Raw genomic sequence first — 23,380 nt, 5'->3', positions numbered from 1 at the left:
AGTGAAATGAAGGCTGGTTCAAGATTTTTGAACGCAGTGTCGGCGGTAGCGCTGTCTGCTGGTGTTGTTGCGTCGGGCGCTGGTGTTATCACCCTTGCTTCTGCCTCGGTCGCAGAAGCCGCTGTCATACAACGGATCGATGTCAGGGGGGCGGAGCGTGTTGGCGTTGATGCTGTTCGCGACAATCTCACGATCAAGCCCGGCAAGAGCTTCTCGCCCGGTGACATCGATAATTCGGTGAAGCAGCTTTATGCCACCGGATACTTCTCCGATGTACATGTGACCGTTTCCGGCGGCACGCTGGTCGTTTCCGTCAAGGAAAACCAGCTGATCAATGCCGTGGTTTTCAACGGCAACCGCAAGATCAAGGACGACAAACTGCAGGGTGTCGTACAGACCCATGCCGCTGGTCCCTACAGCGAAACCCAGGTTCAGGCCGACATCAAGACGATCAAGGACGCCTATGCGGCGATCGGTCGTAATGATGTTCAGGTGACGACGCAGACCGTTCCGGTCGCGCAGGGCCGCATCAACGTTGCCTTCGTCATCAACGAAGGTGATCGCACCAAGATCGACAAGATCAACTTCTCCGGCAACCAGGCTTACAACAGCGGTCGTCTCGCTTCGGTGATCAGCACCAAGAAGACGAACTTCATGTCGTTCCTGACCCGTAAGGACGTCTACAGCGCCGATCGCCAGCAGGCGGACCAGGATGCGCTGCGTCAGTTCTACTACAATCACGGTTATGCCGATTTCCGTATCGTCAGCGCCGATGCGACGTTGAACGAGCAGAACAACGAATATACGCTGAACTTCAGCGTCGATGAAGGTCCGCGCTATACCTATGGTGACATCAACGTCGTTTCGACGGTTGATGGCGTCAATGCCGAGGACCTGAAGAGCCTGGTCATTACTCAGAAGGGTAATGTCTACAGCGCCAAGGATATCCAGACCTCGATCGAGAACATTTCCAAGCGCGTCGCTTCGGCCGGCTATCCGTTTGCCCGCATCACGCCGCGTGGTAACCGTGACCTCAGTGGCCACACGATCGGTATCGAATATCTGGTCGACCAGGGCGAGCGCGCCTATGTCGAGCGCATCGAAATCCGCGGCAACACCCGCACGCGCGACTACGTTATCCGTCGTGAATTCGATATCAACGAAGGCGATGCGTTCAACCAGGAAATGATCAGCCGCGCCAAGCGTCGCCTTGACGCGCTCGGCTACTTCACGAAGGTTGATATCAGCACGGCACCGGGCAGCGCTCCGGACCGCGTTGTCGTTGTCGTCAACGTCGAAGATCAGCCGACCGGCTCGTTCGGTATCGGTGCTGGTTACGCTGTCGGCAACAATGGTGGTCTGCTGCTCGAAGCTTCGGTTGAAGAAAAGAACTTCCTCGGTCGCGGTCAGTACATCCGTATTGCGGCGGGCGCCGGCACGGAAGGCAATCGTACCTATAACATCTCGTTCACCGAGCCCTATTTCCTCGGTTATCGTCTGGCCGCCGGCTTCGACATCTTCAAGAACCAGACGTCGAGCGACGACTATTATGATTACTCGGAAGAGGGCTTCTCGCTGCGCGTGACGGCTCCGATTACCGAGAACCTCGCGACGACGCTGCGTTACAACTACAAGCGCCTCACCTACGATGGTACGAACGATTGGGAAGACAACCTGTCGGCTCCGTATCAGAATCTTGTCTTGAACGGTCCTTGGATCCAGTCGACGATTTCGCAGACCTTCACTTACAACACGCTGGATGACCAGAATCTGCCGCGTGAAGGTATCATCGCCAAGTTTACGCATGAATATGCGGGCCTGGGCGGCGACTCCGACTTCTACAAGCTGAGCGGCAAGGCGCGTTATTACAAGATGATCAGCGATGAGGCTGATATCATCGGCTCGCTGACGGTTGGTGCCGGCTACGTCATGCCGACGGATGGCAAGCTGAACGTCTTCGACCAGTTCACTCTCGGTGGCCGTGAAATCCGTGGCTTTGAGAATGCCGGTATCGGTCCGCGCACGTCGAATGGCGATCCGTTGGGCGGCACGACCTATGTCACGGCCTCGGCTGAGGCAAGCATGCCGATGCCGGGTGTTCCGCAGGATATCGGTCTGCGTCTCGCAGCCTTTGCTGATGCGGGTACGCTCTATGGCAACAAGGCTAATCTGTTCGGCGATGTCTTGCATAATGACAGCTCGATCCGTGCCTCGCTCGGTGCAGGCCTGATCTGGTCGTCGCCCTTCGGTGTTATCCGTGTTGACTATGCCGTACCGGTTCTCAAGGAAGACTACGACAAGGTTGAGAATTTCCGGTTTGGCATCGCCAACCAGTTCTGATATCGGCAGCCCAGAACTGCGGGCTTAACACCGTTCTGGAGCTGGTGCTTATGGAACATATCGGTTTTTTCCCGCCCCATGATGGCGTCAGCCTCCGTGCGCTGGCCGAGCATCTTGGGGCGGAACTTGCTGATGAGGCCTTCGCGGGTGTCATCATCAAGTCCATTGCGCCGGTCTATCGGGCTGGCGATGGCGACGTTTGCTACCTTCTTTCCCGGAAGAATCGTGCGGAACTGGAGACCTGCAAGGCTTCGGCGATCATTTGTTTGCCGACCTTGAGTTCTTTGGTCCCGGAACACATTCCGGTTCTTCTTTCCAAGAAGCCACATACGGATTTCGCGCTGGCCGGTGCATTGCTGCATCCGCAAGCCATGCGTCCGGTTGCGTTGACGTCGACACCGACACTGATTTCGCCAACCGCTTTCGTCGATCCGACAGCCAAGCTCGAAGCTGATGTCGGCGTGGAACCGGGCGCCGTCGTCGGACCGGGTGCCGAGATCGGCGAGGGAACCCGTATCGGAGCCGGCGCCATTATCGGCCCCGGTGTCAAGATCGGGCGCCACTGCACGATCGGCGGCGGCGCCAGCGTTCTGTGCTCCTATCTCGGCAACGGCGTCATCATCCACAATGGCGCGCGTATCGGCCAGGATGGATTCGGCTATGCGCCAAGCCCGCGCGGCATGATCAAGATCGTACAGATCGGCCGCGTCATCATTCAGGATAACGTCGAGATTGGCGCCAACACGACGATCGATCGCGGTACCATGGATGATACGGTGATTGGTGAAGGCACCAAGATCGACAATCAGGTGCAGATCGGACATAACGTCCGGATCGGCCGTTATTGCGCTATCGTCAGCCAGGTCGGCATAGCTGGCAGTGCGGTGATCGGCGATGGCGTGCAGATCGGCGGCCATACAGGCATCAACGGTCATATCCAGATCGGTGATGGTGTTCAGATCGGTGCTATGAGCGGTGTCATGAACAGTATCCCGGCGGGAGAACGCTTTGCGGGTATTCCGGCACGACCTTTGTGGGATTTTCTGAGAGAGGCGGCCGAGGTCGCGAAGCGATCCGGAGCCAGAGAGAAGAAGGATGGGAGTGCGGAGCATGACTGAAGACGCCAAGACGTCGCTGTCGTCGGCTGATATCATCGAGATTATGAAGCTGTTGCCGCATCGCTATCCGTTCCTGATGGTCGACAGGATCATCGAGATCGATAGCGACAACTCCGCTATCGGTATCAAGAACGTCACGGCCAACGAGCCGCAATTCACTGGGCACTTTCCGGGCTCGCCGATTATGCCGGGTGTTTTGTTGATCGAAGGCATGGCGCAGACGGCAGGTGCGATCTGCGCTCGCAAGGATGGTATTGGCGGCAACCTCGTCTACTTCATGACGATCGACAATGCTCGCTTCCGCAAGCCGGTCGTTCCTGGCGACCGGGTGGAGTTCCATGTCGTCAAGCAAAAGCAGCGCGGCACGATCTGGAAGTTCCACTGCGATGCCAAGGTCGATGGTTCGGTGGTTGCCGAGGCCGATATCGGTGCGATGATTGTACGGAAGGACCCGGATCAGGCATGAGCAGCATTGCAAAAAGCGCGCGCATTCATAAGCTCGCGGTCGTTGAAGACGGGGCGGTCATCGGCGAGAATGTTGTCGTCGGTCCGTTCTGCCATGTCGGTCCGAAGGTCGTGCTGCATGATTCTGTCCAGCTGTTGACGCATGTGGTCGTGACCGGCCGGACGACGATCGGCAAGGGTACGAAGATATTCCCCATGGCCGTCGTTGGCGGCGATCCGCAGAGCGTGCATCACGGTGGCGAAGAGACGACGCTGGATATCGGCGAAAATTGCACGATCCGTGAAGGCGTGACGATTAACACTGGCACGGCTGATTACGGCGGCAAGACGGTCGTTGGCAACAACAACCTGTTCCTCGCCAATTCGCATGTCGCCCATGATTGCCGCGTTGGCAACAATGTCATCATGTCGAACAACGTCATGCTGGCCGGGCACGTCACCGTTGAAGACCGCGCCATTCTCGGCGGCGGCTGCGCGGTGCATCAGTTCACCCGCATCGGCCGTCAAGCCTTCGTCGGCGGCCTTTCGGCTGCGAGTTACGATGTCATTCCCTACGGCATGTTGAACGGCAATCCGGGTGTCCTGTCGGGCCTGAATATTGTCGGCATGACCCGCGCCGGCATCGAGCGTTCGGTGATCCACCGGGTCCGCCGCGCCTATAAGAGCATTTTTGAGGGCGAAGGCTCGATCCGCGACAATGCGACGGCGATCCGCGAGGAGTATGCCGATTGCAAGGAAGCGATGGAGATTCTCGATTTCATCGCCGCCGATAGCGATCGCGCACTATCGTCGCCCAATCGCGGCAAGGGCTGAAGTGGCCGCGAGCGGTCAGGACAACAAGGGCAGGCTGGCGATCATCGCAGGCAGTGGTTTTTTGCCCGCCTATGTCGCCGAAGCCGCCCGTCAGGCCGGCGAAGATCCCGTCATTCTTGCATTGACCAACGAGGCGGACCGCGATTGGTCCGCTTTCGATCACGCCACTCTTGGCGTCGGCAATTTTGCCGGTCTTGAAGCCGTGTTCCGCCGCTATGGCATCGACAGGGTCGTCATGTCCGGCGGTGTCGCGCGCCGTCCAGCCTGGCGGGAGATACATCCGACCTGGCGGGTGATCAAGGAATTGCCCTCGACCATTCGCACGCTTTTGTCCGGCGGCGACAATGCCGTTTTGCAAATGGTTATCCGGCTGATCGAGGCTGGCGGTGTCCGTGTTGTCGGCGCCCATGAGATAGCACCGGACCTGCTGGCGACTACCGGGCCGCTAGGCAAGCTTTCTCCTTCTAAAGAGGATTTGAGAGACATTGCTCAGGGTGCGAAAGCTGCCGATGCGCTCGGGCTGCTGGATGTCGGGCAAGGCGCTGTCAGTGTCGGTGGCCGCGTCGTGGCGCTGGAAGGTGCTGAAGGCACGGACCAGATGATCGAGCGTGTCGCCGGCCTGCGTGCCGAAGGGCGTATATCGACGCGCCGCCGCGGCGTGCTGGTCAAGCTTTGCAAGCCGCAGCAGGATGTACGCGCCGACTTGCCGTCAATCGGCGTGTCGACCGTGCTGAACGCCAAGAAGGCCGGCCTTGCCGGTGTGGCGGTGGAGGCGGGCAGGGCGCTGGTGCTGGAGCGCGATGCGGTGATTGCGGCCGCCGACGAAGCCGGACTTTTCATCTGCGGCATCGACCGCGGCCTCAGCGCGGAGGGGTTCATGTGAGCAGCAGACCGCTGAAACTCGCTGTGATCGCCGGTGAAGTCTCGGGCGATCTGCTCGGCGGCGATCTGGTCGCCGCATTGAAGCGTCGTTATGACGGCCCGGTGGAATTGATCGGTGTCGGCGGTGAAGCGCTGGAGGCGCAAGGCCTGCGATCGCTGTTCGACTATTCCGAACTGTCGATCATGGGGTTTGCACAGGTGATCAAGCAGCTACCGAAGCTGCTTGCCCGCATCAGGCAGACGGCGAATGCCATCATCGCGGCCAAGCCGGACGTGCTGCTGATCATCGACAGCCCGGATTTCACCCATCGCGTCGCGAAAAAGGTGCGGGCGGCTTTGCCTGACCTGCCGGTGGTCAATTACGTCTGCCCCAGTGTCTGGGCGTGGAAGGAATATCGCGCGCAGAAAATGCTCGCCTATGTCGATCATGTCCTGGCCATCCTGCCGTTCGAGCCGACGGCAATGCAGCGGCTGGCGGGACCGGCGACGACCTATGTCGGTCATCGCCTGACGGTGGATCCGAGCCTGGTCGAGGCCCGCCGCCAGCGTGCGCTCCGGACCGTGAGCACCGCCGATAGCGAAAAGACGATCCTGCTGCTTCCCGGCTCGCGTTCCTCGGAAATCCGCCAACTCATGCCAGTTTTCGAGCAGGCAGTGATGGAACTTAGCCGGCGAAACGATCGCATTCGCTATCTGCTGCCGACCGTCCCACGGCAGGAAGCATTGGTGCGCTCCCTTGTTGAAAACTGGAGCGTAAAGCCGGATGTCTTTGTCGGCCAGGAGGCCAAATGGAAGGTTTTCGCGGAAGCGGATGCGGCTGTTGCCGCCTCAGGCACCGTGATCCTGGAGCTGGGTCTTGCCGGCGTGCCTGTCCTCTCGACGTATAAAACGGAGTGGCTTGCCCGGTTTGTGATGTCGCGCATCAAGGTCTGGACGGCCGCGTTGCCGAACCTGATTGCGGATTACGTCGTCGTGCCCGAGCTCCTCAACGATGTGCTGCGGGCCGGCAAAGTGGCGCGCTATATGGAACGCCTGTCGAACGATACGCTGGAGCGGGCGGCCATGCTGGAGGGCTACGATCTGGTCTGGGAGCGAATGCAGACGGAAGAGCCGCCCGGCGAGAAGGCGGCGGCGATCCTCCTTGAGGTTTTAGTCAACAAAAAACCCGGCCATTTCTGACCGGGTTTTTTGTTGTTCTGTCTTTTGGCTTAACGCTTGGAAACCGGAACGTATTCGCGCGGCGGTTCGCCGGTGTAGAGCTGGCGCGGACGGCCGATGCGCTGCTGTGGGTCCTCGATCATCTCGTTCCACTGGGCGATCCAGCCGACGGTACGAGCAAGCGCGAAGAGCACGGTGAACATGGTCGTGGGGAAGCCCAGGGCCTTCAGCGTGATGCCGGAATAGAAGTCGACATTCGGATAGAGCTTCTTCTCGATGAAGTATTCATCGGTCAGCGCGATGCGCTCCAGTTCGATCGCGATGTCGAGCAACGGATCGTCCTTGATGCCGAGTTCGCCGAGAACCTCGTGCGCCGTCTTCTGCATGATCTTGGCGCGCGGATCGTAATTCTTGTAAACGCGGTGGCCGAAGCCCATCAGGCGGAACGGATCGTTCTTGTCCTTGGCGCGGGCGATAAATTCCGGAATGCGGTCGACCGAGCCGATTTCCGTCAGCATGTTCAATGCAGCCTCATTGGCGCCGCCATGGGCGGGGCCCCAGAGGCAGGCAATGCCAGCGGCGATACAGGCGAACGGATTGGCGCCGGAGGAGCCGGCGAGGCGGACCGTCGAGGTCGAGGCATTCTGCTCGTGATCGGCATGCAGGATGAAGATGCGGTCCATGGCGCGAGCGAGCACCGGATTGACCACATATTCCTCGCAAGGAACGGCAAAGCACATGCGCAGGAAATTCGACGCATAATCGAGATCGTTCTTCGGATAAACGAAGGGCTGGCCGATATGGTACTTGTAGGCCATGGCGGCAAGCGTCGGCATCTTGGCGATCATGCGCAGGCTAGCGACCATGCGCTGGTGCGGATCGGTGATGTCGGTCGAGTCGTGATAGAAGGCCGACAGAGCGCCGACGCAGCCGCACATGACGGCCATCGGATGCGCGTCTCGGCGGAAGCCGGTGAAGAAACGGCTCATCTGCTCATGCACCATCGTGTGCATGGTCACGCGATGATCGAAATCCTTCTTCTGGGCAGCGGTCGGAAGTTCACCGTAGAGAAGCAGGTAGCAGACTTCGAGGAAATCGCCGTGTTCGGCCAGCTGGTCGATCGGATAACCGCGATGCAGCAGAACGCCTTCGTCGCCATCAATATAGGTGATGCTGGACTCGCACGACGCGGTCGAGGTGAAGCCAGGATCGTAGGTGAAAGTGGAGGTGTTCTTATAAAGGGCACCAATATCAATGACACTTGGGCCGATGGTTCCGGATTTTACCGGCAGATCCACCGTCTTTTCGCCCCAAGTTAGTTTCGCGCTTTGTTCCGTCATGCTGATCCTCCAAGATTTGGCGGGGGGTTGACGCCATAAAAAGCGCCAAAAGGTTAAGCGACTAGGGATTAGCTATATGATCCAGAGCCTAATGCCAAGTTATCCTTACAGCTATTTGTGCATTGCGGTATCAACTTTTGGGCACTGCGGTAGATGAAATTGCCTCGCTCGCGTGCCGGCTGAGGTGATTTATCCGCCACACGCGTGATTTCGGTTGAATTCACCAGCTGGTGACGGCAAATATCTCGTTATAGCTGTAGTTTTGCGTAGGGCGCGGGGGCGCATGCCTAATTTAGAGGCACCGGATCGGCAGTCGAACGGCCTGAATCCCGCTGTTGTGGCTGATCGATCGCAACGGCGGCTTTGCGACGACTCCTCTCTTGTCGGAGTAGCGCCGCCGGCACGAACACAGGATCAAGCCACCCCCGCGGTACGTCTTCTGCTCGCGGCTGACCGCATCAGAATCGGCCTTTCCCGTTTGATCGAAGAAGAGGCGGATTATGGCCGCGGGATCCTGCTTGTGCCGGTCTATATCGGTATCGGCGCAATTTTCTGGTTTACCGCTGGCGCCGATCCGCCGCCGCAAGCTGTCTTTGCCGCTCTCATCATTTTCGCGGTCGGTTTCTTTCTCAAGCGTGACGCCGGGCCGAGGCTCCGGCACCTTCTTCTGGCCGGCATGCTGGTGTGTTTCGGGATGGCTTTGGCACAATTAGAGGCTTGGCGCGCATCGACGGTGATGCTCGATACAGCGGTGACGACCACGATAGCCGGGCGCGTTGAACGACGTGAGTCCAGCGACAAGGAGCGATGGCGTTATGTCGTCGCCCTCGACGCAACGGAAAACCCGACCATTCGCAGGCCGCCGGAGCGAGTGACCGTCTTCGTGCGCAAGCAGCAGCAACCCTTTGAACTTGGAGATCTCATCCAGACCAGGGCGCGGCTGACGCCGCCGGCAGGACCCGCCTTGCCAGGCTTGAACGACTTTGCCTTCAGCGCCTATTTCAACGGCATCGGCGCGAATGGCTTCGCCTATGGGACGCCGACATAGTTGCTATCGGCTGCTGATATCGTTGAGGGGTCGGTTCTCGACAAGGCGGATATCTGGCTTGCCGGTTTGCGCAACAGCATCGGCGACCGGATCAGAAGGACGCTGCCCGGCGATACCGGCGCCTTTGCCGCGGCCCTTGTCACCGATGAGAGACGGGCAATTTCCGAGGCGACGACCGAAGCACTGCGGACTGCGGGCCTTACGCACATCATCGCTATTTCAGGCCTGAATATGGCGTTGTCGGCCGGCATCTTCTATGTCGGCCTGCGTTATGTTCTCAGCCTGTTTTTCGGCGTTGCGCAGGCTTGGCCGACAAAGAAGATTGCAGCCTTTGGTGCGCTGGTGACGGTGACCGCCTATTACCTCATTTCCGGTTTCGGCGTTTCGGCCGAACGCGCTTTCATCATGATGGCAATCATGCTGATTGCCGTGCTGTTCGACCGGCCATCCATCAGCCTTCGAAACGTCGCGCTGTCGGCGATCATCATTCTCGTTCTGTCGCCGTCGCAAGTGCTTGGACCAAGTTTCCAGATGTCCTATGCGGCGACCCTAGCATTGGTGTCCGGTTATACGCTCTGGACGCGGCGTCGACATCGGGAAACCGTTTTCTCCCGCTTCCGGATATTGCGGCCGTTGTTCTTCATCTCGCGCTTTTTCGGCGGCATAGCGTCGACGTCGTTTCTAGGCGGCGCATCGACGGCTATTTTCTCGATCGAGCATTTTCACCGGTTGGCGACATATGGGCTCGCCGCCAATCTCGCGGCCGTGCCGATCGTCTCCTTCATCGTCATGCCGTTCGGCATGGCGGCGATGCTGCTGATGCCATTCGGCCTGGATGCTCCATTCTGGCAGGTCACCGGCAAGGGACTGGAGCTCGTCATCGGTATCGCCACGACGGTCGCCGCCTGGGGCGGCGACATTCCTTTTGGACGACAGCCGGCCTGGATGTTCCCGGCTGTTATTGCCGGCTTCCTGTTGATGACATTGCTGCGAACACGGCTGCGACATGCTGGTGCGCTCGTAATCATCGGTTCCGTCGCAGCCGTCGCGCTCGGCCCGGATGTCAGAAAGCCTGACCTGATGATTTCCGAGGATGGGACGTTGGTCGCGCTGCTACGAGACGGCGCCTTGGCGACCAATCGCGAAAAGCCGCCCAGTTTCATCTTCGATCAATGGAAAGGAGCATTGTCGATGACGGACCAAAAACCGCTGATGATACTCGCATCCGACAGCCAGCTACCCAAAATCAGTAAGTCGGATATCCGTCGCCGTTTGAGCTCTGAGGAACGGAATGCCGTCCGTAAGTCAATGGAGGCGGCATTGGACAATGCGGGGCAGGGCGGCTTTGCCTGTCAGAAGCAGGCATGGTGCGTCGCGATGCCGGACAATGGCGACATACTCGTCACCATCGAGAATGCCGCCTATCTTGGCCCGGCCTGTGACACAGGCAATATTGTGGTCATCCCCGTTCGGCTGCGGCTCGATCGTTGCCGCTCAGGGGCAATGCTTTTCACAGGAGCTAATCTCCGGCGGACCGGATCCATCGAAATGGATCTCGGCACCGACAAGCCGATCGCCACGACCGCTTTTGATACTCTGGCGCGGCCATGGAATTTGCATCGCGCCTATGATTGGCGAACGGGCGCATTCGGTGTACCGATTGTGCCCTTGTCACCTGTCAGTGATAGCGGCGGATGAGGCCGACGAGCTTGCCCTGCACCTTGACGCGATCCGGCCCAAAAATGCGGGTCTCATAGGCGGGGTTAGCCGCTTCGAGTGCGATCGAGGCGCCCTTGCGGCGGAAGCGCTTCAATGTTGCTTCCTCATCGTCGACCAGGGCGACGACAATATCGCCGGGATTGGCGGTGGTGCTGTTGCGGATGATGACAGTGTCGCCATCGAAGATACCGGCATCGATCATCGAGTCGCCCTTGACCTCGAGCGCGTAATGCTCGCCGGAGCCAAGCATGTCGGCGGGGACGGTGATATCGTGGGTGTTGTTCTGAATGGCCGAGATCGGAACACCGGCAGCAATGCGGCCCATGACCGGCACGGAAACGGCGCTGTTGTTCTCGTCGTTCGCCGGCTTGGCGGGGGCGGGGGGCTGTACGGGCTGGGGCTTGCCCAGGCTGCCCTCGATGACGCTTGGCGAGAAGCCGCGGCGCGGCTGCAGGCTCGGACTATAGGCTTCCGGCAGCTTGATGACCTCAAGCGCTCGAGCCCGATTCGGCAGACGGCGGATGAAACCGCGCTCTTCCAAAGCGGTGATCAAGCGATGAATGCCCGACTTGGACGCAAGGTCCAGCGCATCCTTCATTTCATCGAAAGAAGGTGGAACGCCGGACTCCTTCATCCGTTCGTGAATGAAGAGAAGCAGTTCCTGCTGCTTGCGTGTCAACATCGTATTTGAACCCCAGAATCGTGAAGGTGTCGTGAAACAAATCCAGAACGGACACTATATGTTCCATATGTGTTCCGCAAGTCCCTAATTTTCGATGAATGTTTTGCCGGCGCATTAAATAAAGGAGAACATAACAAGTCCCGAGTGAGCGAAACCGCGGAGTATTTCAGCGCTGATCAATGAAACATATGCGGAAATCGACCAAGATCGATTCTGCGGGAATGGGAGCCGGCTATCTTTGCATGACCACTGAAACCCGGAGCAATTCCGGCTTCCGCGCAGTTGCAAAGCATTCGACAACGCGCCCTCCCATTTGCGATCTGCCTGGTTTAAAACACTGCGTTTTCATCTTGAATTGAGCGTTGGAAGAGCGCAAACCTGCGGCATGCACCAAGGGGGAAACCATGGTTTCATCGCCGCATCCGCTGGATCATCTCGTTCTGCCGACTGTCAATATTGCCATGGCGCGGGAGCGGCTGGGCAAGCTCGGTTTTACCGTCGCTGCCGATGCCCGCCATCCCTTCGGCACCGAGAATGCCTGCGTGTTCTTTTCCGACAAGACCTATCTGGAGCCCCTGGGCGTCGCGTCGCAGGAGCAATACGAAACAAGCATCGAGGAAGGCAATGTTTTCGTCGCTCGCGACCAGGCATATCGTTTTCGTATCGGTGGGGAAGGGTTTTCGGCTATCGTTCTCGGCACGAAGGATGCCGCCGCCGATGACAAGCGATTCCTGGCCAACGCCATGTCGGCCGGGCGCATGCTGAATTTCGAACGGCCGATGCGTATGCCGGATGGCTCTGAAACGATCGCCGGCTTCCGTCTCGCTTTCGCGGCCGATCTGCGCTCGCCGGATTTCTATGCTTTCTGCGCTCAGCGCATCAATCCCCTGCCGGCTGATCGTGACGCCCTGGAGCGGCATGCCAATGGTGTGACCGGCATTGCGCGGGTCGCCCTGTCGACGCCGAAGCCGGCCGTGTTCCGGGGCTTCTTCGAGCGGATTGCCGACGGATCAAAGATATCGGAGCATTCCTTTGGGCTGACGATCGAGACGGCGAACGCCAGGATCGAGGTCTTGACCCCGCAAGGCATGGAAGCCTTTTACGATTTTCCGGTACCAACGGTCGATCCCGGCCTTCGGGCGCGCGCAATCCTTTTCAAGACACGCGATCTTTCCGTGACATCGTCGCATTTGGCTGCTAACGGCGTCACATACACGCGTAAGAACAATCGTATTCTGGCAAAGCCCGCCCCCGGACAGGGCGCGTTGTTCGCCTTCGAGGAGATAGCATGAGCACCAATTCCGAAGTGATCGTCGGCGAGGGCGCATCCAAGGTTCTGTTTTCCAACACCGCCAAGCTGTCGCTAATTGCCGGCCCTTGCCAGATGGAAAGCCGCGATCATGCCTTCATGGTTGCAGGCGTTCTGAAGGAGCTCTGCGGTAAGCTCGGCATCGGCCTTGTCTACAAGTCTTCCTATGACAAGGCGAACCGTACGTCGCTCTCCGGCAAGCGCGGCATCGGCCTGGAAAAGGCCATGGAAGTCTTTGCCGATCTGAAGAAGGAATATGGCTTTCCGGTCCTGTCCGACATTCACACCGAGGAGCAGTGCGCTGTCGTTGCCAAGACGGTAGATATCCTGCAGATCCCGGCCTTCCTGTCGCGCCAGACCGACCTTCTCGTTGCTGCCGCCAAGACCGGCCGCGTCGTCAACGTCAAGAAGGGTCAGTTCCTGGCGCCCTGGGACATGAAGAACGTGCTGGCCAAGCTGAACGACAGCGGCAATCTGAATATCATGCTCTGCGAGCGTGGTGCCTCCTTCGGCTACAACACGCTGGTCTCAGACATGCGCTCGCTGCCGATCATGGCGGCCATGGGTGCTCCGGTGATTTTCGATGCGACTCATTCCGTGCAGCAGCCGGGCGGGCAGGGCGGTTCGACCGGCGGCGACCGCCGATTCGTCGAGACGCTGGCACGCGCCGCCGTCGCCGTTGGCGTTGCCGGCGTTTTCGTCGAGACGCATGAAGATCCGGATAACGCGCCGTCCGATGGTCCGAACATGGTCTATCTGAAGGACATGCCGCAACTTCTGGAAAAGCTGCTGGCCTTCGACGCCATCGCCAAGGCTTGAGACTTAAAGCGGCATTCAACAGGCTGACATGAACTTGCTATACGCGGCCTGTTGGAGCGCCAGATCGAGGTGCGGAGCGGCATTGTAATTTCCGCGACTTCGATTAAGACGATTTCAATCGATTTATAACCCAGCGAGCAGGAAGCTATCATGACCGCAATCACCGACATTATCGCCCGCGAGATTCTCGACAGCCGTGGCAATCCGACTGTTGAAGTCGATGTCTACCTCGAAGATGGCAGCTTGGGCCGCGCAGCGGTTCCGTCGGGTGCCTCGACCGGCGCGCATGAAGCCGTCGAGCTTCGTGACGGCGGCAAGCGCTATCACGGCAAGGGTGTCGAAAAGGCCGTCGAAGCCGTCAATACCGAGATCTTCGACGCGATCGGCGGCATGGATGCTGAAAATCAGATCCAGATCGACGACATCATGATCGAACTTGACGGCACGCCGAACAAGTCGCGCATCGGCGCCAATGCCATTCTCGGCGTATCGCTTGCCGTTGCCAAGGCCGCCGCCCAGAGCGCAAACCTGCCACTTTACCGCTATGTCGGCGGTGCTCACGCTCGCCTGCTGCCGGTTCCGATGATGAACATCATCAACGGCGGCGCCCATGCCGACAATCCGATCGATTTCCAGGAATTCATGATCCTGCCGATCGGCGCAGAAACCTTCCGCGACGCCGTGCGTATTGGCTCGGAAATCTTCCACGTCCTCAAGAAGGAACTGGCATCCCAGGGCCACAACACCAATGTTGGTGACGAAGGCGGTTTCGCACCTGGCCTTTCCAGCGCTCCTGCTGCCCTCGACTTCATCATGAAGTCGATCGAAAAGGCCGGCTACAAGCCAGGCGAAGAGGTTGCTCTTGGCCTCGATTGCGCTTCGACCGAGTTCTTCAAGGACGGAAAATACGTGCTGGAAGGCGAAGGCCGCACGCTTGAACCCGGCGCCATGGCTGAATACCTTGCCGAACTCGCCGCCAAGTACCCGATCGTTTCGATCGAAGACGGCATGGCTGAAGACGACTGGGAAGGTTGGAAGGCACTCACCGATCTGATCGGCAAGAAGACGCAGCTCGTTGGCGACGACCTGTTCGTCACCAATTCGGCTCGTCTTCGCGACGGCATCCGCATGGGTGTTGCCAACTCGATCCTCGTCAAGGTCAACCAGATCGGCACGCTGACGGAAACGCTGGACGCTGTCGAAACCGCGCACAAGGCTAACTACACGGCCGTCATGTCGCACCGTTCCGGCGAAACCGAAGACTCGACCATCGCCGATCTGGCAGTTGCCACCAACTGCGGTCAGATCAAGACCGGCTCGCTGTCGCGCTCCGATCGTCTTGCCAAGTACAACCAGCTGATCCGCATCGAAGAAGGCCTCGGCCCGCAGGCAAAATATGCCGGCAGCTCCATTCTTCGCGGCTGATTAGGGTTTGGCCCGGACAATGATCCGGGCCACCTTGAAAGCCTATGACGTCTTGAACCGCGCCTTCGGGCGCGGTTTTTCGTTGGCGAAACGTTAGAGTCAACGGATGGTTAATCTCTACCGGATAGAGTCGCGATAGATGTTTGATTTGGCATGATCTTATCCGGAAACCGCTTCGCATTTTCGCTGCGCGGACCAAAGGTTCGAGATCATACTCCGTAGGGCGTTTCGAGCGGGCGAGTATGTGGACAAAATATCATAAGAAGAGAAGATTCGGTCGTTTCGTCCTTCCCGCCATCACGATCGCCTTTGTCAGCTATTTCGGCTATCACTGTATTCATGGCGATTACGGTCTGAAGGCCACCGAGGTTTTCGAGCAGCGTCGGATCGATCGCGGCAAGGAGCTTGCCGATCTCGTTGCCAAGCGCGAGCACCTCGAAAAGGCCGTGGCGCTGCTGAGCGATGGCTCGCTGGACAAGGATATGCTTGATCAGTATGCGCGCTATCAGCTGACTTATTCTCGGGCTGACGAGATCGTCATTTTCAACAAATAGCCGCAATTAACCGAATTTAGGTTAATTAAGTTTTTCGAAGTTATAACAATGACTTACGATGAATATGAGCCATGCAATTATAGCATTGCTGTGGCGGGCAATCTTCCCTATGTTACGCCACACTATAAAACGAGGCTACTCACACAGGGAGGGTTGAATGGCGCCACGCAAATCCGCGTCCGTTTCCAGCCGGAAGACAGCATCGAGGCCTGCCAAAGAAACCAATGGCGGCGCAATCGCAGAGTTTGACCGCGATGCGGAACTGAGTGCCTATCGTGAGATGCTGCTGATCCGCCGCTTCGAAGAGAAGGCTGGCCAGCTCTACGGTATGGGCTTCATCGGCGGTTTCTGTCACCTTTATATCGGCCAGGAAGCTGTCGTTGTCGGCATGCAAATGGCCCTGAAGGATGGCGACCAGGTTATCACCGGCTATCGTGACCACGGTCACATGCTGGCAGCCGGCATGAGCGCCCGTGGCGTCATGGCCGAGCTCACCGGACGCAAGGGCGGCTATTCCCGAGGGAAGGGCGGCTCCATGCACATGTTCTCCAAGGAAAAGAATTTTTACGGCGGCCACGGCATCGTCGGCGCGCAGGTCTCGCTCGGCACCGGTCTCGGCTTTGCCAACTGGTATCGCGGCAATGACAGCGTCAGCGTCGCCTATTTCGGCGACGGCGCTGCCAACCAGGGCCAGGTCTACGAAAGCTTCAACATGGCGCAGCTCTGGAAGCTGCCGGTGATCTACGTGATCGAGAACAACCGCTACGCCATGGGTACGTCGACGGCGCGCGCCACCGCGCAGCCCGACTTCTCCAAGCGCGGCGCCTCCTTCGGTATCCCCGGCATCCAGGTTGATGCCATGGACGTTCGCGCCGTCAAGGCAGCCGCAGACGAAGCGGTCGAATATTGCCGTTCCGGCAAGGGTCCGATCATCCTGGAAATGCTGACCTACCGTTACCGCGGCCATTCCATGTCGGATCCGGCCAAGTATCGCTCCAAGGACGAAGTGCAGAAGATGCGCTCCGAGCATGATCCGATTGAGCAGGTTCGTGTCCGTCTTCTGGACAAGGGTTGGGCGTCGGAAGACGACCTGAAGGTGATCGACAAGGACGTCCGCGACATCGTCGCCGACAGTGCCGATTTCGCCCAGGCCGATCCGGAGCCGGATGCATCCGAGCTCTACACCGACATTCTGCTCTAAATCGGGGAGGGAAGAACCATGCCCATCGATATTCTCATGCCCGCCCTTTCTCCGACGATGGAAGAGGGCACTCTTTCCAAATGGCTGAAGCAGGAAGGTGACAAGGTCACATCCGGCGACGTCATTGCGGAAATCGAAACCGACAAGGCCACCATGGAAGTGGAAGCCGTTGACGAAGGCATCATCGGCAAGCTGCTGGTCGAAGCCGGCACCGAAGGCGTCAAGGTCAACGCCAAGATCGCCATCCTGCTGCAGGACGGTGAATCCGCGTCCGACATCTCCAGCGCCAAGGCTGCTCCGGCTGTCGAACCGGTCAAGACCGAAGCACCGGCAGCAGCTGCTGCTCCGGCGCCCGTTCCGGCACAGCCGAAGGCCGCTGCTCCTGCTGATCCGGAAATCCCGGCCGGCACGGAAATGGTGTCGATGACGGTGCGCGAAGCACTGCGTGACGCCATGGCCGAAGAAATGCGCGACAACCCAGACGTCTTCGTCATGGGTGAAGAAGTCGCCGAATACCAGGGTGCCTACAAGATCACCCAGGGCCTGCTGCAGGAGTTCGGTCCTCGCCGCGTCATCGATACCCCGATCACCGAACACGGCTTTGCCGGTGTCGGCGTCGGCGCTGCCATGGCCGGTCTTCGTCCGATTATCGAGTTCATGACCTTCAACTTCGCCATGCAGGCGATCGACCAGATCATCAACTCTGCTGCCAAGACGCTCTACATGTCCGGCGGCCAGATGGGCGCTCCGATCGTGTTCCGCGGCCCGAATGGTGCTGCAGCCCGCGTCGGCGCTCAGCACAGCCAGGATTATTCTGCATGGTATAGCCAGATTCCCGGTCTCAAGGTCGTGATGCCCTATTCGGCAGCCGACGCCAAGGGCCTGCTGAAGGCGGCGATCCGCGATCCGAACCCGGTTGTCTTCCTTGAAAACGAAATTCTCTACGGCCAGCACTTCGACGTGCCGAAGCTCGACAATTTCGTTCTGCCGATCGGCAAGGCTCGTATTCATCGGACAGGCAAGGACGTGACGATCGTCTCCTTCGGTATCGGCATGTCCTATTCCATCAAGGCGGTTGCCGAGCTGGAAGCCCTGGGCATCGATGTCGAGCTGATCGATCTGCGCACCATCCGCCCGATGGACCTGCCGACGGTTATCGAATCCGTCAAGAAGACCGGCCGTCTGGTGACCGTCGAGGAAGGCTATCCGCAGTCCTCCGTCGGCACGGAAATCGCGACCCGCGTCATGCAGCAGGCCTTCGACTATCTCGATGCGCCGATCCTGACGATTGCCGGCAAGGATGTTCCCATGCCCTACGCCGCCAACCTCGAGAAGCTGGCGCTTCCGAATGTCGGCGAAGTGGTCGATGCGGTGAAAGCCGTTTGCTACAAATAAGGGGAGGGCTTTTCGATGCCTATCAACATCACCATGCCTGCCCTCTCACCAACCATGGAAGAGGGCAACCTCGCCAAGTGGCTGGTCAAGGAAGGCGACAAGGTCAAGTCCGGTGACGTCATCGCCGAGATCGAGACCGACAAGGCGACGATGGAAGTCGAAGCCGTGGATGAAGGTACAGTTGCCAAGATCCTCGTTCCCGCCGGGACCGAAGGCGTCAAGGTCAACGCGCTGATCGCGGTTCTGGCCGGCGAAGGCGAGGATGTTGCAGCGGCTGCTTCCGGCGCTGGTGCGGCTCCGGCCGCGGCGCCAAAGGCAGAAGCTGCGCCTGTTGCTGTCGCTCCTGCGGCAACGCCTGCTCCGGTGGCCTCGGCCGCTCCTGCCGTGGCATCGGCTCCGGTAGCGACGGATGGTCAGCGCACCTTCGCATCGCCGCTTGCCCGTCGCCTTGCCAAGGACGCCGGCATTGATCTGACCGCGCTTGTCGGCTCCGGCCCGCACGGCCGGGTGATCAAGAAGGACATCGAAGCCGCTGCTGCCGGCGGTGGTGTTGCCAAGGCCGCTCCGGCTGCCCAGCCTGCAGCTGCCCCGGCACCCGCTTTGGCAAAGGGCCAGTCGGACGATGCCGTTCTCAAGCTGTTCGAGCCCGGTTCCTACGAACTCGTGCCGCATGACGGCATGCGCAAGACCATTGCCAAGCGCCTGCAGGAATCTAAGCAGACCATCCCGCATTTCTACGTCACTGTCGATTGCGAGCTGGATGCATTGCTGGCGCTGCGCACGCAGCTCAATGATGCCGCTCCGAAGTCAAAGGACGGCGTTCCGGCCTACAAGCTCTCTGTCAACGACATGGTCATCAAGGCCCTGGCGCTGGCTCTGCGCGACGTGCCGGACGCGAACGTTTCCTGGACCGACAGCAACATGGTCAAGCACAAGCATGCCGATGTCGGCGTTGCCGTTTCCATCCCGGGCGGCCTGATCACGCCGATCATTCGCAGCGCCGAGCTGAAGACCCTGTCTGCCATCTCCAACGAGATGAAGGACTACGGCAAGCGCGCCAAGGAGCGTAAGCTGAAGCCCGAGGAATATCAGGGCGGCACCACCGCCGTGTCCAACATGGGCATGATGGGCGTCAAGAACTTCGCCGCCGTCGTCAATCCGCCGCATGCGACCATCCTCGCTGTGGGCGCGGGTGAGCAGCGGGTGATTGTCCGGAAGGGCGAAATGGTTGTTGCCACCGTGATGAGCGTCACGCTGTCGACCGACCATCGCGCCGTCGACGGCGCACTCGGCGCCGAACTCCTGGGCGCCTTCAAGGGCTACATCGAAAACCCGATGGGGATGCTCGTCTGAGCCTTGACGTCAAACGGAGGCATGCATGACCAAGACCGTTCTGTGTTATGGCGACTCGCTCACATGGGGCTATAACGCCGAAACGATCGGTCGTCATGCCTTCGAAGATCGGTGGCCGAGCGTGCTGCAAAAGGCGCTCGGCGATCAGGCCCGGGTCATCCCGGAAGGGCTGAACGGCCGCACGACGGCTTTCGATGATCACCTTGCCGATTGCGACCGCAATGGCGCAAGGGTGTTGCCGACGATCCTGCAGACGCATGCGCCGCTCGATCTCGTCATCATCATGCTCGGCACCAACGACATGAAGCCGGTTGTTGCGGGTCCCGCTTTCGCGGCGATGCAGGGTGTGCGGCGGTTGATCCAGCTCGTGCGCAATCATACATGGGGTTTCGATCATGAGGTCCCCGATATTCTGATCGTCGCGCCGCCTGTTATCACCGAAACAGCCAATGCGGCTTTCGCGTCAAGTTTCCTTGGCGGGGTCGAGGAGTCAGGCAAGCTGGCAACGCTTTACCGCGATCTTGCCGACGAGGAAGGCTGCGGCTTTTTCGACGGCGCTTCGGTAGCCGTCACTACGCCGCTCGATGGCGTGCATCTCGATGCGGAAAACACCCGGGCGCTTGGTCGTGGCGTAGAGTCGATCGTGCGCATGATGCTGGGTATCTAACAATTCAGGGCAGGCTGACGCTTTACCGGCCGCCACCAAAAAGGCAGGAAACACATGGCTGAGAATTACGACGTCATCATCATCGGTTCCGGTCCAGGCGGCTATGTCGCCGCCGTGCGCGCCGGTCAGCTTGGCCTGAAGACGGCGATCGTCGAACGCGAGCACCTGGGCGGCATCTGCCTGAACTGGGGCTGCATCCCGACCAAGGCGCTGCTCCGCTCGGCCGAAATTCTCGATCATTCCAACCATCTGAAGGATTATGGCCTTGTTCTTGAGGGCAAGGTCAGCGCTGATGTGAAGGCGGTTGTCGCCCGCTCGCGCGGGGTGTCCGCCCGCCTCAATCAGGGCATCGGCTATCTGATGAAGAAGAACAAAGTCGACGTGATCTGGGGCGAAGCCAAGATCACCAAGCCCGGCGAAATCGTCGTCGGCAAGTCGACCAAGCCGGTCGTCGAGCCGCAGCATCCGCTGCCGAAGAACGTCAAGGGCGAGGGTACCTACACCGCCAAGCACATCATCGTCGCCACCGGTGCACGTCCGCGCGCTCTGCCCGGCATCGAGCCGGATGGCAAGCTGATCTGGACCTATTTCGAAGCGCTGAAGCCGGACGTCCTGCCGAAGTCGCTGCTGGTCATGGGCTCGGGCGCCATCGGTATTGAGTTCGCGAGCTTCTATCGCTCCATGGGCGTCGACGTCACCGTCGTCGAAGTCATGCCGACCATCATGCCGGTCGAAGACGCCGAAATCTCCGGCATCGCCCGCAAGCAGCTCGAAAAGCGCGGCCTGAAGATCTTCACCAAGGCCAAGGTCACCAAGGTCGAGAAGGGTGCGAACAACATCACCGCCCATGTCGAGACCGAAGACGGCAAGGTGCAGCAGATCGTTGCCGACCGCATGATCTCCGCCGTTGGCGTGCAGGGCAACATCGAGAATCTGGGCCTTGAAGCGCTCGGCGTGAAGACCGATCGCGGCTGCGTTGTTATCGACGGCTATGGCAAGACCAATGTAGCGGGCATCTATGCAATCGGCGACGTCGCCGGCCCGCCGATGCTGGCGCACAAGGCCGAGCATGAAGGTGTTGTCTGCATCGAGAAGATCGCCGGCCTGCCGAACGTGCATCCGACCGACAAGAGCAAGGTGCCGGGCTGCACCTATTGCAATCCGCAGGTCGCCTCCGTCGGCCTGACGGAAGCCAAGGCCAAGGAGCAGGGCCGCGATATCCGCGTTGGCCGTTTCTCCTTCGTCGCCAACGGCAAGGCGATCGCGCTCGGCGAAGATCAGGGCATGGTCAAGGTCATCTTCGACAAGAAGACCGGTGAGCTGCTGGGCGCCCACATGGTCGGCGCTGAAGTCACCGAACTGATCCAGGGCTTTGTCGTCGCCATGAACCTGGAGACGACGGAAGAAGAACTGATGCACACGATCTTCCCGCATCCGACCGTTTCGGAATCGATGAAGGAAGCCGTGCTGGACGCCTATGGCCGCGTACTGAACGCTTGATAATTTCCTTGCACGCCCTCTATGTTGAGGGTGGAAAATAGCAAAGGAAATCATCATGTCTATCGGCACGGAAGCTTGGGTCGTCTTTCTTCTGATCGGTCTGGTGGCGGGGTTTCTCGCCAGCCTGATCGTTGGCGGCGGCGGTGGTTTGATCGGTTGCCTGGTCAGCGGCGTGATCGGTGCTTTCGTTGGCGGGTTCCTGTTCAACTGGTTCGGGATCTCGCTGGGAATTGAAAGCCCACTGGTCGTCGAGATCATTCACGCGACGGTGGGCGCGATTGTCGTGGTGCTATTTGCGAGATTGATAGCTTAAGGGCAGGGATTCGATGGAAAGTACAGGCTGGTTGGGGTTGGTTATCATCGGTGGTCTTGCGGGCTGGCTCGCGGGTAAGCTGATGGAGGTGCGCTATGGCGTCATTCTCAACATCGTCCTCGGCATTGCCGGCTCGGTGGTCGCAGCCGCCATTCTCGCGGGGCTGCACGTCGGCGTACCCGGCGGCAGGTTTGGTTTTTTCGTCACCGGTTTCATTGGTGCATGCATTCTGATATTCCTCGCCAAATTCGCCCGGCGATGAAGAGGCCGCGGGCAAGCGGCGGAAAGTAGACGTTTCATGGTCACGATTCTCGACAGGATCAATCCAGACGCAAAGCGCGTAAGGCATCCGGAAAAGGCACATCGGCCGGACACGGAAGTTCTGCGCAAGCCCGACTGGATCCGAGTCAAGGCGCCGACATCGAAGGGCTATGCCGAGACACGCTCGATCGTGAAGGAGCACAAGCTCGTCACGGTCTGCGAGGAGGCCGGCTGCCCGAATATCGGCGAGTGCTGGGAGAAGAAGCACGCCACCTTCATGATCATGGGCGAGATCTGTACGCGCGCCTGCGCCTTCTGCAATGTCGCGACAGGCAAGCCGAATGCGCTCGATATGGCCGAGCCTGAAAATATCGCCAAGGCCGTCAAGGAAATGGGCCTCAGCCACGTCGTCATCACCTCCGTCGACCGTGACGATCTGGCGGATGGCGGTGCCGAGCACTTCGAAAAGGTGATCTGGGCGATCCGAGCCGCTTCACCGATGACGACGATTGAAATCCTGACGCCCGACTTCCTGAAGAAGCCCGGCGCTCTGGAGCGCGTCGTGGCCGCCAAGCCCGACGTCTTCAACCACAATATGGAAACGGTGCCCGGAAACTACCTGACGGTGCGTCCCGGCGCGCGTTACTTCCACTCGGTCCGGCTTTTGCAGCGGGTCAAGGAACTCGATCCGACCATGTTCACCAAGTCCGGCATCATGGTTGGTCTTGGCGAAGAGCGCAACGAAGTGCTGCAGCTGATGGACGACCTGCGGACCGCCGATGTCGACTTCCTGACCATCGGCCAGTATCTGCAGCCGACCCGCAAGCACCATCAGGTCATGAGCTTCGTCACCCCTGAGGAATTCAAGTCCTATGAGACGGTTGCCTACACCAAGGGCTTCCTGATGGTAGCCTCCAGCCCGCTGACGCGCTCGTCCCATCACGCCGGCGACGATTTCGCCCGGCTGCGGGCGGCTCGGGAGAAGAAGATTCTGCTCGCCGCCGAGTAGGCCTTCATA

22 protein-coding genes are annotated in these 23,380 nt (G+C 59.4%); 20 read left to right on the top strand and 2 right to left on the bottom strand.

The window, feature by feature from the left end; all coding sequences use genetic code 11:
* The first annotated feature begins 6 nt into the window (after positions 1-6).
* The 6 genes from bamA to lpxB are packed head-to-tail and all read left to right on the top strand — an operon-like array spanning position 7 to position 6,797.
* Complete coding sequence (gene bamA, locus RRH01S_RS27160; RefSeq protein ID WP_007693425.1) at positions 7-2,340, top strand: outer membrane protein assembly factor BamA; 2,334 nt, start codon at positions 7-9, stop codon at positions 2,338-2,340.
* A gap of 50 nt (positions 2,341-2,390) precedes the next feature.
* Positions 2,391-3,458 carry a UDP-3-O-(3-hydroxymyristoyl)glucosamine N-acyltransferase gene (gene lpxD / locus RRH01S_RS27155; RefSeq protein ID WP_012651362.1) on the top strand — a complete coding sequence of 356 codons (1,068 nt, stop codon included), beginning with the start codon at positions 2,391-2,393 and terminating at the stop codon, positions 3,456-3,458.
* Positions 3,451-3,924: a 3-hydroxyacyl-ACP dehydratase FabZ gene (gene fabZ / locus RRH01S_RS27150; RefSeq protein ID WP_007693429.1), complete on the top strand. Its 474-nt coding sequence runs from the start codon at positions 3,451-3,453 to the stop codon at positions 3,922-3,924. The genes lpxD and fabZ overlap by 8 nt, the downstream gene beginning before the upstream one ends.
* Positions 3,921-4,736, top strand: a complete 816-nt coding sequence (gene lpxA / locus RRH01S_RS27145) for an acyl-ACP--UDP-N-acetylglucosamine O-acyltransferase (protein ID WP_007693431.1) — start codon at positions 3,921-3,923, stop codon at positions 4,734-4,736. The genes fabZ and lpxA overlap by 4 nt, the downstream gene beginning before the upstream one ends.
* 1 nt (position 4,737) lies before the next feature.
* A complete protein-coding gene (locus RRH01S_RS27140) occupies positions 4,738-5,619 on the top strand; it encodes an LpxI family protein (protein WP_012651363.1) in 882 nt (293 codons plus the stop codon).
* Positions 5,616-6,797 (top strand): lipid-A-disaccharide synthase, encoded by a 1,182-nt coding sequence (gene lpxB / locus RRH01S_RS27135; protein ID WP_012651364.1) that lies wholly within the window; start codon positions 5,616-5,618, stop codon positions 6,795-6,797. The genes RRH01S_RS27140 and lpxB overlap by 4 nt, the downstream gene beginning before the upstream one ends.
* A 29-nt stretch (positions 6,798-6,826) precedes the next feature.
* Here lpxB and gltA read toward each other — a convergent pair whose 3' ends face one another.
* The gene (gltA, locus tag RRH01S_RS27130; RefSeq protein ID WP_007693439.1) at positions 6,827-8,116 is read right to left on the bottom strand and encodes a citrate synthase; all 1,290 of its coding nucleotides are present in this window, start codon (positions 8,114-8,116) and stop codon (positions 6,827-6,829) included.
* Between the two features lie 283 nt (positions 8,117-8,399).
* Between gltA and RRH01S_RS34935 the strand changes: the two genes are divergently transcribed.
* Positions 8,400-9,164, top strand: a complete 765-nt coding sequence (locus RRH01S_RS34935) for a DUF4131 domain-containing protein (RefSeq protein ID WP_234711755.1) — start codon at positions 8,400-8,402, stop codon at positions 9,162-9,164.
* Entirely contained in the window at positions 9,165-10,862 is a 1,698-nt protein-coding gene (locus tag RRH01S_RS27125) for a ComEC/Rec2 family competence protein (protein ID WP_234711754.1), read from the top strand.
* Here the strand turns inward: RRH01S_RS27125 and lexA are convergent.
* Positions 10,843-11,565, bottom strand: coding sequence for a transcriptional repressor LexA (gene lexA / locus RRH01S_RS27120; RefSeq protein WP_007693442.1), 723 nt, complete (start codon positions 11,563-11,565; stop codon positions 10,843-10,845). The genes RRH01S_RS27125 and lexA overlap by 20 nt on opposite strands.
* A gap of 404 nt (positions 11,566-11,969) precedes the next feature.
* Between lexA and RRH01S_RS27115 the strand changes: the two genes are divergently transcribed.
* From RRH01S_RS27115 to lipA, 12 genes are all read left to right on the top strand, one after another.
* Entirely contained in the window at positions 11,970-12,857 is an 888-nt protein-coding gene (locus tag RRH01S_RS27115; RefSeq protein WP_012651365.1) for a VOC family protein, read from the top strand.
* Positions 12,854-13,693, top strand: a complete 840-nt coding sequence (gene kdsA / locus RRH01S_RS27110) for a 3-deoxy-8-phosphooctulonate synthase (protein WP_012651366.1) — start codon at positions 12,854-12,856, stop codon at positions 13,691-13,693. The genes RRH01S_RS27115 and kdsA overlap by 4 nt, the downstream gene beginning before the upstream one ends.
* Positions 13,694-13,843: 150 nt before the next feature.
* Positions 13,844-15,118 carry a phosphopyruvate hydratase gene (eno, locus tag RRH01S_RS27105; protein ID WP_012651367.1) on the top strand — a complete coding sequence of 425 codons (1,275 nt, stop codon included), beginning with the start codon at positions 13,844-13,846 and terminating at the stop codon, positions 15,116-15,118.
* Between the two features lie 242 nt (positions 15,119-15,360).
* Positions 15,361-15,672 (top strand): FtsB family cell division protein, encoded by a 312-nt coding sequence (locus tag RRH01S_RS27100; RefSeq protein WP_012651368.1) that lies wholly within the window; start codon positions 15,361-15,363, stop codon positions 15,670-15,672.
* Between the two features lie 157 nt (positions 15,673-15,829).
* Positions 15,830-16,873 (top strand): pyruvate dehydrogenase (acetyl-transferring) E1 component subunit alpha, encoded by a 1,044-nt coding sequence (gene pdhA, locus RRH01S_RS27095; protein WP_007693451.1) that lies wholly within the window; start codon positions 15,830-15,832, stop codon positions 16,871-16,873.
* An 18-nt stretch (positions 16,874-16,891) separates the two neighbouring features.
* Positions 16,892-18,268, top strand: a complete 1,377-nt coding sequence (locus RRH01S_RS27090) for a pyruvate dehydrogenase complex E1 component subunit beta (RefSeq protein WP_012651369.1) — start codon at positions 16,892-16,894, stop codon at positions 18,266-18,268.
* A 15-nt stretch (positions 18,269-18,283) separates the two neighbouring features.
* Positions 18,284-19,621: a pyruvate dehydrogenase complex dihydrolipoamide acetyltransferase gene (locus RRH01S_RS27085; protein WP_012651370.1), complete on the top strand. Its 1,338-nt coding sequence runs from the start codon at positions 18,284-18,286 to the stop codon at positions 19,619-19,621.
* Positions 19,622-19,646: 25 nt separating this feature from the next.
* On the top strand, positions 19,647-20,288 hold the full coding sequence (locus RRH01S_RS27080) for an SGNH/GDSL hydrolase family protein (protein ID WP_012651371.1): 642 nt from the start codon (positions 19,647-19,649) through the stop codon (positions 20,286-20,288).
* Positions 20,289-20,342: 54 nt separating this feature from the next.
* Positions 20,343-21,788, top strand: a complete 1,446-nt coding sequence (lpdA, locus tag RRH01S_RS27075) for a dihydrolipoyl dehydrogenase (protein ID WP_012651372.1) — start codon at positions 20,343-20,345, stop codon at positions 21,786-21,788.
* A gap of 55 nt (positions 21,789-21,843) precedes the next feature.
* Positions 21,844-22,101 carry a GlsB/YeaQ/YmgE family stress response membrane protein gene (locus tag RRH01S_RS27070; protein WP_007693459.1) on the top strand — a complete coding sequence of 86 codons (258 nt, stop codon included), beginning with the start codon at positions 21,844-21,846 and terminating at the stop codon, positions 22,099-22,101.
* 13 nt (positions 22,102-22,114) lie between these two features.
* A complete protein-coding gene (locus RRH01S_RS27065; RefSeq protein WP_007693461.1) occupies positions 22,115-22,363 on the top strand; it encodes a GlsB/YeaQ/YmgE family stress response membrane protein in 249 nt (82 codons plus the stop codon).
* Between the two features lie 36 nt (positions 22,364-22,399).
* A complete protein-coding gene (lipA, locus tag RRH01S_RS27060) occupies positions 22,400-23,371 on the top strand; it encodes a lipoyl synthase (protein WP_012651373.1) in 972 nt (323 codons plus the stop codon).
* Positions 23,372-23,380 lie beyond the last annotated feature (9 nt).

It is taken from the genome of Rhizobium rhizogenes NBRC 13257, assembly GCF_000696095.1.
GTDB classification, from domain to species: domain Bacteria; phylum Pseudomonadota; class Alphaproteobacteria; order Rhizobiales; family Rhizobiaceae; genus Rhizobium; species Rhizobium rhizogenes.
This window is presented reverse-complemented; position numbering and strand designations above follow the sequence as displayed.

What these genes read in the sequence shown, in the direction of transcription:
- RRH01S_RS27115 (WP_012651365.1), top strand. Translation starts at nt 11,970, where the DNA reads ATGGTTTCATCGCCGCATCCGCTGGATCATCTCGTTCTGCCGACTGTC.
- RRH01S_RS27080 (WP_012651371.1), top strand. Translation starts at nt 19,647, where the DNA reads ATGACCAAGACCGTTCTGTGTTATGGCGACTCGCTCACATGGGGCTAT.
- bamA (WP_007693425.1), top strand. Translation starts at nt 7, where the DNA reads ATGAAGGCTGGTTCAAGATTTTTGAACGCAGTGTCGGCGGTAGCGCTG.
- RRH01S_RS34935 (WP_234711755.1), top strand. Translation starts at nt 8,400, where the DNA reads ATGCCTAATTTAGAGGCACCGGATCGGCAGTCGAACGGCCTGAATCCC.
- fabZ (WP_007693429.1), top strand. Translation starts at nt 3,451, where the DNA reads ATGACTGAAGACGCCAAGACGTCGCTGTCGTCGGCTGATATCATCGAG.
- RRH01S_RS27100 (WP_012651368.1), top strand. Translation starts at nt 15,361, where the DNA reads ATGTGGACAAAATATCATAAGAAGAGAAGATTCGGTCGTTTCGTCCTT.
- kdsA (WP_012651366.1), top strand. Translation starts at nt 12,854, where the DNA reads ATGAGCACCAATTCCGAAGTGATCGTCGGCGAGGGCGCATCCAAGGTT.
- RRH01S_RS27085 (WP_012651370.1), top strand. Translation starts at nt 18,284, where the DNA reads ATGCCTATCAACATCACCATGCCTGCCCTCTCACCAACCATGGAAGAG.
- pdhA (WP_007693451.1), top strand. Translation starts at nt 15,830, where the DNA reads ATGGCGCCACGCAAATCCGCGTCCGTTTCCAGCCGGAAGACAGCATCG.
- RRH01S_RS27090 (WP_012651369.1), top strand. Translation starts at nt 16,892, where the DNA reads ATGCCCATCGATATTCTCATGCCCGCCCTTTCTCCGACGATGGAAGAG.
- lipA (WP_012651373.1), top strand. Translation starts at nt 22,400, where the DNA reads ATGGTCACGATTCTCGACAGGATCAATCCAGACGCAAAGCGCGTAAGG.
- lpdA (WP_012651372.1), top strand. Translation starts at nt 20,343, where the DNA reads ATGGCTGAGAATTACGACGTCATCATCATCGGTTCCGGTCCAGGCGGC.
- lpxD (WP_012651362.1), top strand. Translation starts at nt 2,391, where the DNA reads ATGGAACATATCGGTTTTTTCCCGCCCCATGATGGCGTCAGCCTCCGT.
- lexA (WP_007693442.1), bottom strand. Translation starts at nt 11,565, where the DNA reads ATGTTGACACGCAAGCAGCAGGAACTGCTTCTCTTCATTCACGAACGG.
- RRH01S_RS27070 (WP_007693459.1), top strand. Translation starts at nt 21,844, where the DNA reads ATGTCTATCGGCACGGAAGCTTGGGTCGTCTTTCTTCTGATCGGTCTG.
- lpxA (WP_007693431.1), top strand. Translation starts at nt 3,921, where the DNA reads ATGAGCAGCATTGCAAAAAGCGCGCGCATTCATAAGCTCGCGGTCGTT.
- gltA (WP_007693439.1), bottom strand. Translation starts at nt 8,116, where the DNA reads ATGACGGAACAAAGCGCGAAACTAACTTGGGGCGAAAAGACGGTGGAT.
- eno (WP_012651367.1), top strand. Translation starts at nt 13,844, where the DNA reads ATGACCGCAATCACCGACATTATCGCCCGCGAGATTCTCGACAGCCGT.
- RRH01S_RS27065 (WP_007693461.1), top strand. Translation starts at nt 22,115, where the DNA reads ATGGAAAGTACAGGCTGGTTGGGGTTGGTTATCATCGGTGGTCTTGCG.